Raw genomic sequence first — 13,398 nt, forward strand, 5'->3', positions numbered from 1 at the left:
CTGCGATCGCCTCTCGTGTGTGCGTCACACCAGGATGCTAGCTTCAAATCTGGGTATGCAAGCGGCCGCTTTCCTATACCCGGAAACCGCGTTCGCGAGCACTGGCAGCCGGCCCGTCCTTCCCCGGCCGTCGTGGCGCGATGCGTCCAGTGGCAATGCCGCTCTCAGACGCAAGCGGTTGCCGCGCCTGCGACCACTTGAGCTTCCATCGTGCCGGCTGGCTCCGGTCCGAACAGCTGACGCATCAGTTCGTTCCATTCCGCCATATCCTGCATGTAGGACACCACGCCATGGGGGTGGTAACGCTGGTTGATCGGTGCAGGGAAGTCGATGATCGCAACGGATGGGGAGCGGTCAGGCAGACTGAGAGCACGACGGATGGCGTCGCAGGCTTGCTCAGGTTCGGTTGCCATGCATGTTGCACCAAACCAGCCGCACCGCGTCCGGAGCTTCGACGTCGCTTCATCGGTCCGACTTGTGCCCAAGACCAATCTTCTGGGAATTGCACCATGCAACTCCGTGCCTTGAGTGGTTCTTCGCACAAAGCGATCGAATGCGTTGGCCGGCTGGGCCGGTACCAGCATGGCGACCCGCAAGTCGGTCAACTGGCTGGGAATGGTGTAATCGCCTTGAGCCGCGCCAGCACGTTGGGCGACTTCAGGCCGCCAATGCTTGTCCTCGAAACCACCAAAGCTGGCACTGCCGTCGCCCAATGCGTTGGTAACGACGAAAGCGCCGGAGCTGTGGGTGAGGATGCGCAGGCGGGTGCCCGGATCCAACTGATTGAGGATGCGGCGCAGTCCATGGCCCACCGGTGGCCCGTTGAACTGGGCCTTTGCCCAGATACCGATCGGAACATCGCGAGCCAGCCCGTCCCAGTACATTCTGACAACACGAGTCCGCGGCCGGCGTTCGCGTATGTCGCGATCGAGGACATCTATCCACTCGTCGGCGTCTTCGAAGTCGTTGTTAAACCCGTGTACGACCAGAAGCACATCCTCGTCCGGGCCGTGCTGGAAAAGCGCGATGGCGCGTGCACGGAGATGGGCCTGGATTGCGGTCCAGTCGCGGTCGAAATCGGTGGTGGGTGTAATGCCGGTCGCGCGGACCAAGGCGGCCCAGTCAGCGGATTGGGCCTCAGCTTGCCGGCGATAGTAGCCTTTCAGGTGCGCGGATCTCTTACGAATGCCCGGTCCAAGTACACCTTGCCTGTCGACGTAGACTTCGCCTGGAGGATAGAGATCGCCTTCGCGATCCATGAAAAACGCTGGGTTGTAGGTCTTCCTTTCGGCCTTGGAGTAGGTCACGTTGGTGTAAGTGCTACATCCGATGTGCGCCATCATTGCGACGACGATCAAGCCAAGCCAGGTCAGCCGTTTCATCTCAGTCTCCCTCGTCGGTTGCTGCGACTGGGCGCCGGACGGCGTCCGGGTGATTCGAACTGCGCTCGTACGGTGCGGCGGGTTTGCTATCGAGTCGCGTTTGGGCTGGATGTTGTGGATCGGATCCAGCGCACGCGTGACTGCATACGCCGGGCCGAGGCCTCAGGCTCACCCATCGGAGCCCGAGGTACGCATGGGTCGCATTGAACGCGTCGTGGTCAGCCAGCCTTCTTCGATGTGATCTCAGGTGTTGTCAGTGAGCGTGGCGTCGGGACCATGCGACTTGACCGGTGCGATCCCGCATCTCGACCCGCGGATGAGGTGTAGGTCTCACTGGTGCCGATGACCTCGCCGTTTGTCGCTTTGAGCGCGAAATAAAACTGGCCGTGGGTCGCAGTTCGCTTCTCGTAGCGGGCATCGATAGGTGAGTTATTGTGAACTGATGCGATACCTCCGAGCGCGTTCGCCTTGGTGGCGTAGCGCTCGCTGCCGATAATGGTTTCGCCGTTCGATGCCTTGGGAACGCAGTGGTACTGGTATCGGATCGCGACAGCACATAGCGTCGCGCCATGATGATCTCCCCTGCGCCGGATCAGACCGGCGATCGAGTATCGCGCTGGAGAGCACAATTTCGGCTCGGGAAAGCCCGCGTCCTGATGTAGGGAAATTCCTAAGCCGCTATTAACTGAAGGACGGGCGGGCTGAGTTGGGCGTCGCAAGACCTTGCGACGCACCATCAAATGAGCGGTGTTGGGAGCTTATAGGCGACAGTTAAGAGCGGAGTCTATTTTCTTGTCTCAAAGCTCGATGGATTCGCGGGAGAACGCCGTGAGCAGCTATCCATGCGCAGTAATCCTGGTACGCGGGGTCTCGGGCAAGATGCCTTTCTTCGGTTTTTGCGCGGATGAAGTAAACGAAATTGATCGCGAGAAGCGCGATGCAGTGCCAGACTGCAGTCGTTGCATCAGACGATGGAATGAAAGGGACTGATATCAGCCACCAAGAAATGTTCTTGCTTATATAGGCCGGATGCTTTGTGAACCTATAAGGGCCGCTAGTGATTATTCCTCTATTGGTCAGATTGCTGAATCTGATGCCAAATGCGACTGTTGAAAGTGTATATATAGCCGTGAGCGTAAGTATCGCTAGTGCCCAAAGATAGTATATTGGGTGGCTGGTGGATAGCCAATTATTCCATTCAAATCCATCGCCGTATCTGAGCCCGGCCGATTGTAGCCATATGAAAATCGGGGGGTAGCAGGAGAGTGCGGCGCTCCACCCGATCCAGCTCGAATTGCTCGATCGTATATGAGCGTCGAGTCTCCGGGATGTCGAAAGGTAACCAACGGTACCGAATATCGTGTCTATCAGGTAAAGGACCGCAATCGACAGCGGGAACCAAGATGTGGCCAGCGTTTGATTGGAGGTGCTGAAGGTGTCTGACCAGTTGTAAGCGAAGCTCACCATCAAGGGCAGGAAGAACGCTTTGACAGCTTGATCTCTGATTTCAGAAACAGGGATATCCCTGATCTTTCGGCTCAGGAGTGCCCATCTTCCGAGGATTTCGATCCCGCATGGATCTGTGCTTGTAGTTCGAAAAATGTAAAGCGCTGCGCAGAGCGCGAGTGCTGGCCATATCGTGAAAAGGGCGTCCCAGAAGCCGGATATGACGGATGGTTGCGAGAGCGGAAGGATATTGAGCATCACTGCCCAGATTGCAGCCAATGCCATCAGGCCTACTGCCCTGTGCCTTCTGCGCTCACGGGCATCTTGCTTGACTAATGCTTCCGGACAAGTCGTCGGAGAATGGCGGCGCCATTCCAGCCACCACATTGGAGCGCCAGTGCAGAGGATCAACGCCGCTAGAGATGAGATGGGGGCTAGATCGAATGCTAGCGACGCCGCCAGCCCGACGGAGAAGCCAGTCAGGCCGCTTAGCCCCACTCTCAGGGGGACAGCCGTTGGCGGGGGCGGTGTTGTCATATGGTTGAAAAGTAAAGGGGGCAAAGCCCCCTTTACTTTTGTAATCGATGTATCGGCCTATCAACCGCCAGTCGTGCCGCTCGTGCCACCCGAACTCGAGCTGGTGCCTGCGGTCGCCGCCAATGCACAGCTCGCCGTTCCGGCGTTACAGGTCGTGCTCTTCTGACCTGCAGGATTCGACGTGGCTGCGAACGTGATGGAAGCGCCGCTGGCGACATTGGCTGCGGTGATCGGAGTCGAGATGGAAGCGCACGCCTTCGGCGCGTAGGTTTCCACCGTCATATTGGCATGAACAGCGGAAACGGCTGAGTTCATATACGCCTTGGCTTCACCGAGGCAAGCATTCTCTGCTGCCTTAACGCGGTAGTTGTTGTAAGCCGGCAGCGCGATGGCGGCCAGGATGGCAATGATCGCGACGACGATCATCAGTTCGATCAGGGTGAAACCTTTCTGCGTCTTCATGGAGCAACTCCCCAAGGGTGGATGGATTCACGTGCCTGGAAGGCGGCGGGTGCCGATCCGTGGGCAGCCGTGCGACATGCACGTGCACTAGGGGTGTCGCATGGGTCGTGCCAATCGTGCGAACGCGCTCGCTCGCGCGTTCTGAGCAGCTTTGTGGTGAACAACCGTGAGCGTTCTGCCCTGAAGCTGTCAGTTAAGGGCGCCTTGTGACGCTTCGCGTCAGGCAAGGGCAGCTTGCCGATGTGACTGTTGTCGCAGAAGGAGGTTTGCACGACGTGAGCATCGCCCGCGCGACCTGATATCGGCGGCGCGTCAATGAACTTGAGCGTCGATTGGGCCGTAGCGAGCTGCCCATCCCCGGCAAAGCGTCGCCCAGGCGCGTGCGCTTCGCCTGTGCAATTTCAAACACCCACGAATGTCGCGCGGGCCCAGGCTGCCTCAGTGCTGCTCGCCGGCCGCGGACCGGTGTCGGAGCGCCTGGCCCGAGACGCGTGATCTGCGGCTGCTACCGGTACGCACGGTCTCGGCGTCCTGCGCTTGCCGCGGCAGCACGATGCGGAAGGCGCTGCCCTGGCCCGGTGTGCTCTCGACGGTGATGTCGCCGCCGGCTTCGCGGACGAGATGGGCGGCGACGGCCAGGCCGAGGCCGGTGGCCTGGGCGGGGGGCGGGTGGTGAAGAACGGCTCGAAGCAGCGTGCGCGGGTAGTGGCGTCCATGCCGCGTCCGGTGTCGCGGGCGATGATCTCGACCCGGTCGAGCGCGTAGGGGGCGACGGACAGCGTGAACCGTCCGCCGTCGGGCATCGCCTGCTGGGCATTGGTGGCCAGGCCGAGCAGGATCAGTTCGAGGTGGGCGCGGTCGAAGTGGATCGCCAGGGCGGTGCTCGGGTCGAGGTCGAGGACCACGTCGACCGTGGGCAGGAAGGTCCGTCGTAGCACGGGCTCGAGGTCGGCAATGGCCTCGACGGCGTCGAAGGTCTCGGGCGCGGTGTCCTCGTGGCGGCTGAAGTCGACGAGGCGGTGGCTGGCCTCGCCGGCGCGGCGCGCGGCGGATTCGGCGCCGCGCAGGGCCGCCTTCATCTCCGCTGGGTCGTCGCTGGCGAGGCCACGGCCGGCATGGCCCATCACCAGGGCCAGCAGGTGGTTGAAGTCGTGGGCGATGGTCGAGGCCAGGCGGCCGACGGCCTCCATCTTCTGGGCGTGCAGCAACTGGGTCTGCTGGCGCTCGCGCTGTTCGATCTCCAGCAGCAGCCGGTCGCGGGCGCGCGCGAGTTCAGTGCCGCGCTGGCGAGCGAGGCCCAGGCTCTGGTGCAGAGCGATCAGGGCCTGGTCGATGACGAAGGCGACGAGCGTCAGGCCGACCAGCGCCGCGCTCACGTTGAACGAGACGCGCCAAACGTGATCGGGGCTGACCATCAGTGCGCGCGTGTCGGTCCAGGCGCCGAGAATGAGCAGGCCGCCCAGCCAGGCGGTGGCGACCCATAACGCACGGCGCCCGATGAGAACGCCGGCGATTAGGATCGGCAGTAGGTGCAGCATCTGCTGCGGGCCGAGGACCATCAGGCCCCAGCGCGGGTAGGCGATCGACAGCACGACGAGGCTACCGAATACAAACGCATGAGCAGCCTGGCGCCAGAAACCGAGACGTGTGGCAACGAAGCTACCCCAGATCAGCGCGATGTTGACGAACGCCAGTCCGAGGATGACCGGATCCGTAGGGCCGCCGAGACGTTCCCAGCCTAGCGCGGTTGCCACGGGGTGGTAGACGCCGTAAACGGCGAGCATCCCCTGCAGCATGGCCGCATTGCGGTGGACGACCGGATCGGGCGGTGATCCATGGCCGCGCGACGGTCGTGCGGCATCGGATGTTGGCGGTACGGTCCCTGTTCGTTTGAAGCTCGGCTTGCCTGACATCATGTGTTCCCCCTGGCAGCGAGTATATTGGGTGGCGGCCCGCCTCTCCTCTCCAGCGCCATGGCGCTGCCGTCCGCCGAGGTTCCTGATGCCCCATTGTTCCGTTCGTCTCGCCCGTGCGGTGCTGTTGCTCGCGTCCGTGCTGCCATGCATGTCTGTGCTGGCCCAGGGCGCGCCCGCCGCCCCACCCCATGTGGAACGGATTCGGCATTGTCACCATTTGGCGGTGATCGAGCCTGCACAAGGCCTTGTCGCGGCACAGGCGCTGTTGGCCGACGGCGGGTTGCCTGCCGAGGCCCGGGCGATGGCGACCATTTGTCTAGGCGTGGCGCAATTGTCGTCGGGGCAAGGCGAGGCGGCGGGGGAGACTGCGAAGCAAGCGCTTGCGCTGTTGGACGATCCCCGAGTGCCCGCTGAGGTGCGGACAACCGGGCACACCCGGATCGCGCCACTGGTCGCCCGAACTGGGCGACCGGATCTGGCGCTCGAGCTGGTGCAGGCATCGCTGTCTGAGGCGATGCGCACCAAGAACGCGCCCGAGCAGCTCAACGCATTGATCACGATTGCCCATCTGCGAGGGAACGATTTCGACGATCCTGAAGGTGCGTTGCCGTTCTTCGAACAGGCGTTGGCGCTTGATCGCAAATTGGGTATGCCGGACACGCCGCAAAACATCACGCTGCGTCACGATCTGGCAGTGACGTTGGCGCAGATCGGCAAGCTCGAGAAGGCTTCGGTTCTGTTCGACGAGGTCGACGCAGCAGCGGCCAAGTTCCCTGACATGCAGGGTATTCGCAACAGGGTCGGGATCCACCGCGCGGAAACAGCTCGTAATGAGGGGGATCTGCAGCGGGCTGAGGCACTGTTTCGCTCGGTGATTGAACGAGCGCGCGAGATGGGGGATGCCAGCGCTGAGGCAGGCGCCACTGATGGCTTGGCCCGGGTGCTGCTGGCCAAGGGGCAAGCCGAGGCTGCCAAGCCCTACGCCGAACGTGCGTTGGCGCTCGCTGAAGACGCGCGGATGCCGTCGGGTCATCGCAGTTCGCTGTACCTGATGGCCGATGTCGCCACTGCGCTGGGCGACACGAACGCGGCGGCCGAGTATGCGAGTCGCGCGCGTGAACTCGACCGGGCGAACAGCCGTGATCAGACGGCTCGGCAGCTGGCGCGACTACAGGCTGAAGCGGAACGCGATCTGCAGCCCGAGCAAGTCGTCGCGCGCCAGGCCGCGGCGCGCAATCGCATGCTTCGCGACCTCGGGCTGGCTACGCTGGCGATCATCGCGCTGGTCTCCCTGGCGTTGTTGATCCGCACGCGCCGGCAAAAGCATCGCCTGGCGGAGTTGAGCACGATCGATCCCTTGACCGGGCTGGCGAACCGCCGCGCCGCCGATGGCGCGCTGCAGGCACTGACCGCCGACGGCCGGCCTGCGGCATTGCTGCTCTTGGACGTAGATGCGTTCAAGTCGATCAACGATCGCTTCGGTCACGACATCGGCGACGCCGCGCTGGTCGAGGTCGCTCGCTGCCTGCGTGAGGCCTGCGACGCGGACGATGTGGTGGCGCGCTGGGGCGGCGAGGAGTTTTTGGTCGCGCGCGGCGACACCTCGCGCATGGCCGCGTTCGCGCTGGCCGAGCATCTGCGTCGGCAGATCGAGCGGTTGCGCGTGGACGATGGCCGAGGCGGCACGCTGCCGCTGACGGTCTCGACCGGGGTGTCGTCGTTGCCGGTGTTCCCGGGCGATACGCCGCGCTGGCAGGACGCGATCCGTGTTGCAGACCGGGCGCTATACGTGGCCAAGCGCGCCGGCCGCAACGCCTGGGCGGGTGTCTGGGGCCTGGAGGCCGGTAACGGCGTGGATGTCTACAGCGTCTTGGACAATCCGCAGCATGCCCTGCAGCAGGGCTGGATCGAGATTGGCGGTAACCGGCCGATGGATTGGTCGCAGGTACGGCCCAAGGCGACAGGGGGCACGAGAGGGGGCGGTGGTCCGGTGCGACAGGAGACGGCCAAGCGGCCATGATCCAAGAAGCCAGGATCTAGAACCAAAACCGGGGTCAGAGTGCAATTTCAAAGAAATTGCACTCTGACCCCGATTTCGCTCCGACTTGGTTTCAGTCGATGCCGAGCTTTTTGAGCTTGTAGCGCAGGGCGCGGAAGGTAATGCCGAGAACGGCTGCGGTCTTGGTCTTGTTGTAGCGATTTTCCTGCAGTGCCTGCTGGATCGCGGCGCGCTCGATGTCTTCGATGTACGAGGGCAGCGCCGTGCCGGCGGTCTCGTAGGGGCTGAGCGTGCGCGGGTCGGGCGGCAGGCGGGCACCGGCCTGGGCCGCGGCGGCGGGGCTGTTGGCCATGCCGGGCTGGGCGATCGGCAGGTGCAGGTCGGCGGCGGTGATGCGGTCGCCATCGGCCATCGCCAGGGCGCGTTCGAGGATGTTTTCCAGTTCGCGGATATTGCCGGGGAAGGCGTGCGCCTCGAGGGCAGCGATCGCGTCCGGCGCGAGCATGGGCGCCGGGCGACGCATGGCCTGGGCGAGCCGGCGCAGGATGGCGTCCGACAGCAGCGGCAGGTCGCCGGCGCGTTCGCGCAGCGGCGGCACGGTCAGGCCGATGACGTTGATGCGGTAATAGAGGTCGTGGCGGAAGCGGCCTTCGTCGACGAGCGTCGCCAGGTCTTTGTGCGTGGCCGACAGGATGCGCACGTCAACCTGCACTTCGGCCGAGGCGCCGACGGGGCGCACCGATTTTTCCTGGATCGCGCGCAGCAGCTTGACCTGCATCGGCAGCGGCAGTTCGGCCACTTCGTCGAGGAACAGCGTGCCGCCTTCGGCCGCCTGGAACAGGCCCGGCTTGTCGCTGTGCGCGCCGGTGAAGCTGCCCTTGCGGTGCCCGAAGAACTCGCTCTCCATGAGCTCGGTGGGAATCGCGCCGCAGTTGACCGGCACGAACGGTCCGCCGGCGCGTGCGCTCTGCGCATGCAGCATGCGCGCGACGAGTTCCTTGCCGGTGCCCGATTCGCCGTTGATGCAGACCGGCGCCTGGCTGCGTGCCACCTTGGCCAGTGTATTGCGCAGCGTGACCATGGCCTCGGACTTGCCGAGCAGGCGGCCGCCGGCCGCGTCGTCGCTGTGGCGACCACGCTCGCCCAGTTCCAGCGCCTGGCGCACCAGGCCGCGCAGCACGTTGATGTCGACGGGCTTGCTGACGAAATCGAACGCGCCGGCCTTCAACGCATCGACTGCGGCCTCGACGTTGCCGTAGGCGGTGATCACCGCGACCGGGGTGCCGGGAAAGCGCGTGTTGATCTCGCCGACCAGGTCCAGGCCCGAGCCATCGGGTAGGCGCATGTCGGTCAGGCACAGGTCGTAGTGACCGTTGGCCAGCAGTTCGCGAGCAGCCGCGAGATTCGGCGCGGTCTCGGTACGCAGGCCCATGCGGCCCAATGTGAGGACCAGCAGTTCGCGGATGTCGTGTTCGTCGTCGACGATCAGGGCGCTGCGGTGCTCGCTCATCGAAATCTGGCTGGACGCTTGGCTTTTGCGGGGTGACCCATAGTGACAGCTTTTGCCAATAGTGACGAGGGTCACACTGGTGACGCCGGTCACACCGAACGCGGCCGGGAGCCTGTTTTCGTGAGGGTTCGTGCGTTTTCCTCGTCGTCCGGGCCTGCGCGAGAGGCAGGCTGCGGTTCAGCCGCGCAGCGTACCGCGCCGTACTGAGAGCGCGATCCGGAAGCACGCGCCGCCGCCCGGTGCCGGGACATAGTCGAGCCGTGCTTCGTTGGCGCGGCACAGTTCGTGGGCGATGTAGAGCCCCAGGCCCGTGCCGCTTTCTGAGGTGGTGAAAAACGGTCGGAACAGCTGCGCCAGGGCGGTGTCCTCGATGCCGGGCCCGCGATCGCACACGCTGATGCAGGGGCGCTCGCCGTCTTCGATGCGCAAGGTGATGCGCGCCGGCTCGCCGGGCTGGCGTCCATAGCGCACGGCGTTGTTGACCAGTGCGGTGAGCACCTGGTGCAGGTGGCGGGGGTCGACTACCGCGCGTACGCAGGCGGTGTCGCAGTCCACGTCCAGGCTGGCGTTATCGTCGGTGACGATCAGCCGGTAGTCCTGCACGAACGCATGCGCAGCCGCGACCAGCTCGACGGGTTCGGGCCGGGCGCGTTCGCGGCGCGCCAGGCCGAGCACGCTTTCGACGATGCCGTTGGTGCGCACGCATTGCTGGTGGACGATCTGCAACAGGCGGCGATCGCCATCCTGGATGGCGTCCGATTCTTCGAGCAACTGCGTCGCGTAGCTGATGGCCGCCAGCGGGTTGCGGATCTCGTGGGCGAGGCTGGCGGAGAACCGGCCCATCGTGGCGAGGGTCAGCGATTCGGCACGGCGGGTGACCAGCGAGGTGTCGTCGAGGAACACCAGGGTGTTGTCGCCATCGGCGAGCAGGCGCACGAAGCGCGGCATGACATCGACATGTTCGCGCAAGGCGAGTGGCGCGTCGTCGCTGCTGCCGCTGCGCAGCCAACTGGCCAGGCGCAGCGCCAGCGGCGGCGACAGGCGCGATAGCGGGCGGCCATGCGGGTCGCCGTCGGCATCGAGCAGCGCAAGTGCCGCCTCGTTGGCCCGGCGCACATGGCCGGCACCGTCGACGAGCAGTACGCCGGTCTGCATGCGGCGGATGATCAGCTCGTTGATCTCGGCCAGGCTTTCGGCCTCGGCCTCGTGGTGGTCGGCCAGCGCCTGGCTTTCGCGGATCTGCTTGCCCAGCAGCCGGGTCAGCGAGGCGGCGGCGAACAGGCCGAGCGCGAACATCAGCGGCTCGGCGACCGGGCGCGTCGGCGCGCGAGCGCTGGTCAGCCCCACGAGCGGGCCGATCAGCAGCGACGCGGCCGCCGCCACGCAGATCAGCAGGCTGACGCGCAGGTTCACGAACAGCGAGGCTGCCGCGACATTGAACAGCAGCAGCATCGCCACACCGGGCGCGACATCGGGCGCAGCATGGCTGGTCAGCGCTGCGACCAGGATGTCCACGCCGATGCCGACCGTCGCGTGGGCGGCGTAGTCCGGGTTGGGCGCACGGGCGTGGATCAACAGGCCGACCGAGGCGACCAGGTAGCCCAGGCTCACCGGCACCGCGATCGCGGCGATCTCCACGCCGCCCAACGCCTCGCCCCAGGGGCTGAAGACGACCAGCGCCAGCAGTGCGGCCTCCAGGACCCGGTAGAGCGAGAACAGGGCCAGTTCGCGCTGCATCAGCGACCGGGACATCGCGGGGGCGGCCAGCGGCACGGGGGCTCCAGGGGGACGGTCCGGCGCCAGTATAGGCAGGCGCCGACAGTCCCGGTCGCCCCCCGGTTTTGCCCGGCGGGCGCGCATGCGCGAGAATGGCGGACCCCGTCGGCCCGCCGCGCCCTGTGCGCCCGCCGGCGGTCGGCGACATTTCCTTCCCGTACGGACCCCACATGAACTTCCACGAATACCAGGCGAAGCAGTTGTTTGCCGATTACGGCATCCCCGTGCCGGCCGGGCGCGTTGCGTCCACCGCCGACGAAGCAGTCGAAGCAGCCAAGTCCCTGGGCGATGGCCCTTGGATGGTCAAGGCCCAGATCCACGCCGGTGGCCGCGGCAAGGCCGGTGGCGTGAAGTTCTGCAAGACCCACGATGACGTGAAGGCCGCCGCCGAGAAGATGCTTGGCACCAACATGGCGACCTACCAGTCGGCGGGCGTCGCCCTGCCGGTGAACCTGGTGCTGGTGACCGAGGCCGGCGAAATCGCCAAGGAACTGTACCTGTCGGTGCTGGTCGACCGCGGCACGCAGTCGATCACCTACATCGTCTCCAGCGAGGGCGGCGTGGACATCGAGCAGGTCGCTGCCGAGACCCCCGAGAAGATCGAGACCCTCAACGTCGGCTTCGTCGAAGGCTTCCAGGCCTACCAGGGCCGCGACATCGGCTTCAAGATCGGCCTCAACGCCAAGCAGGCCAATCAGCTGGCCAAGATCATGGGCGGCCTGTATCGGCTGTTCAACGAGAAGGATCTGGCGCTGGTCGAGCTCAACCCGCTGGCGATCCTCGACAGCGGCGACCTGTACGCGCTCGACGGCAAGGTCAACAGCGATGACAACGCGACCTTCCGTCACAAGGATCTGGCCGCGATGCGCGACACGACCCAGGAAGACGAGGCCGAGGTGCGTGCCAGCGAGTACGACCTCAACTACGTGACGATGGACGGCAACATCGGCTGCATGGTCAACGGCGCGGGCCTTGCGATGGCGACGATGGACGTGATCGCGCTCAACGGCGGTTCGCCGGCCAACTTCCTCGACGTCGGCGGCGGCGCGACCAAGGAGCGCGTCACCGAGGCGTTCAAGCTCATCCTGTCCTCGGACAAGGTCAAGGCGATCTTCGTCAACATCTTCGGCGGCATCGTGCGCTGCGACATGATCGCCGAGGGCATCATCGCCGCGGTCAAGGAAGTGGACGTCAAGGTGCCGGTCGTGGTCCGTCTGGAAGGCACCAACGTGGAAGCGGGCAAGAAGCTGCTGGCCGAATCCGGCCTGGCCATCACCCCGGCCGACGACATCAACGACGGCGCCAAGAAGGCCGTCGCGGCCGTTGCCGCCTGACCCCACGCGACCAGGAAAATCATTCAATGTCTGTTCTGATCAACAAGAATACGAAGGTCATCGTGCAGGGCTTCACCGGCCAGCAGGGCACCTTCCACGCGACCCAGATGGTCGAGTACGGCACCCAGGTCGTCGGCGGCGTGACCCCCGGCAAGGGCGGCACCACCCACATCAACCTGCCGGTGTTCAACACCGTGCGCGAGGCGGTTGAAGCCACCGGCGCCGATGCGTCGGTGATCTACGTGCCGCCGCCGTTCGCGGCCGACGCGATCCTCGAGGCCGCAGCAGCTGGCATCAAGGTCATCGTCTGCATCACCGAGGGCATTCCGGTGCTCGACATGCTGCGCGTGAAGAACGTGCTCAAGTCGCACCCCGATGTCACCCTGGTCGGTCCGAACTGTCCCGGCGTGATCACCCCGGGCGAGTGCAAGATCGGCATCATGCCGGGCCACATCCACCAGCCGGGCAAGATCGGTATCGTCTCGCGCTCCGGCACGTTGACCTATGAAGCCGTCAAGCAGACCACGGCGGCGGGCCTGGGCCAGTCGACGGTCATCGGCATCGGCGGCGACCCGATCAACGGTCTGAACTTCGTCGACTGTCTGAAGCTGTTCAACGAAGACCCGCAGACCGAGGGCATCATCATGGTCGGCGAGATCGGCGGCGACGCCGAGGAAGCGGGCGCCGAGTACATCAAGGCGCACGTCAAGAAGCCGGTCGTGGGCTTCATCGCCGGCGCCTCGGCCCCTCCGGGCAAGCGCATGGGCCACGCCGGCGCGATCGCGTCGGGCGGCTCGGGCACGGCTGAAGGCAAGTTCAAGGCGATGGAAGCGGCCGGTGTGAAGACCGTCCGTTCGCCGGGCGACCTGGGCGCGGCGATCGCCGAACTGGTCAAGTAAGCGATCCGGGAACCCGGTGCTTCTCGAAAAGGCCGCCTCCGGGCGGCCTTTTTCGTGGTTGCGCCGCCCTTGGCATCCCTGCGAACTGAGGCCGATGGTGCCAGACGTCCTGCGCGGGCGACTCTGTGTCTGAACGC

7 protein-coding genes are annotated in these 13,398 nt (G+C 65.0%); 3 read left to right on the forward strand and 4 right to left on the reverse strand.

The window, feature by feature from the left end:
- Window positions 1-164 precede the first annotated feature (164 nt).
- Window positions 165-1,382 (reverse strand): hypothetical protein, encoded by a 1,218-nt coding sequence (locus tag BEN78_09705; GenBank protein ID ASR43607.1) that lies wholly within the window; start codon window positions 1,380-1,382, stop codon window positions 165-167.
- A gap of 2,846 nt (window positions 1,383-4,228) precedes the next feature.
- A complete protein-coding gene (locus BEN78_09710; protein ASR43608.1) occupies window positions 4,229-5,623 on the reverse strand; it encodes a hypothetical protein in 1,395 nt (464 codons plus the stop codon).
- A gap of 337 nt (window positions 5,624-5,960) precedes the next feature.
- Between BEN78_09710 and BEN78_09715 the strand changes: the two genes are divergently transcribed.
- Window positions 5,961-7,763 (forward strand): hypothetical protein, encoded by a 1,803-nt coding sequence (locus tag BEN78_09715; protein ASR43609.1) that lies wholly within the window; start codon window positions 5,961-5,963, stop codon window positions 7,761-7,763.
- Window positions 7,764-7,854: 91 nt separating this feature from the next.
- On the opposite strand, the gene BEN78_09720 is transcribed toward BEN78_09715, so the two are convergent.
- Both BEN78_09720 and BEN78_09725 read right to left on the reverse strand, forming a co-directional pair.
- Window positions 7,855-9,252, reverse strand: a complete 1,398-nt coding sequence (locus tag BEN78_09720) for a sigma-54-dependent Fis family transcriptional regulator (GenBank protein ASR43610.1) — start codon at window positions 9,250-9,252, stop codon at window positions 7,855-7,857.
- A 177-nt stretch (window positions 9,253-9,429) separates the two neighbouring features.
- Window positions 9,430-11,004, reverse strand: coding sequence for a hypothetical protein (locus tag BEN78_09725; GenBank protein ASR45055.1), 1,575 nt, complete (start codon window positions 11,002-11,004; stop codon window positions 9,430-9,432).
- A gap of 194 nt (window positions 11,005-11,198) precedes the next feature.
- Here BEN78_09725 and BEN78_09730 point away from each other — a divergent pair, with 194 nt between their 5' ends.
- Window positions 11,199-12,362, forward strand: a complete 1,164-nt coding sequence (locus BEN78_09730; protein ID ASR43611.1) for a succinate--CoA ligase subunit beta — start codon at window positions 11,199-11,201, stop codon at window positions 12,360-12,362.
- Between the two features lie 26 nt (window positions 12,363-12,388).
- The gene (locus BEN78_09735) at window positions 12,389-13,261 is read left to right on the forward strand and encodes a succinate--CoA ligase subunit alpha (GenBank protein ID ASR43612.1); all 873 of its coding nucleotides are present in this window, start codon (window positions 12,389-12,391) and stop codon (window positions 13,259-13,261) included.
- Window positions 13,262-13,398: the final 137 nt, after the last annotated feature.

Source organism: Xanthomonas citri pv. mangiferaeindicae (genome assembly GCA_002240395.1).
GTDB classification, from domain to species: domain Bacteria; phylum Pseudomonadota; class Gammaproteobacteria; order Xanthomonadales; family Xanthomonadaceae; genus Luteimonas; species Luteimonas citri_A.

Coding starts and splice junctions, on each gene's coding strand:
- BEN78_09705 (ASR43607.1), bottom strand. CDS start 1,382: ATGAAACGGCTGACCTGGCTTGGCTTGATCGTCGTCGCAATGATGGCG.
- BEN78_09710 (ASR43608.1), bottom strand. CDS start 5,623: ATGCTGCAGGGGATGCTCGCCGTTTACGGCGTCTACCACCCCGTGGCA.
- BEN78_09720 (ASR43610.1), bottom strand. CDS start 9,252: ATGAGCGAGCACCGCAGCGCCCTGATCGTCGACGACGAACACGACATC.
- BEN78_09725 (ASR45055.1), bottom strand. CDS start 11,004: ATGTCCCGGTCGCTGATGCAGCGCGAACTGGCCCTGTTCTCGCTCTAC.
- BEN78_09730 (ASR43611.1), top strand. CDS start 11,199: ATGAACTTCCACGAATACCAGGCGAAGCAGTTGTTTGCCGATTACGGC.
- BEN78_09735 (ASR43612.1), top strand. CDS start 12,389: ATGTCTGTTCTGATCAACAAGAATACGAAGGTCATCGTGCAGGGCTTC.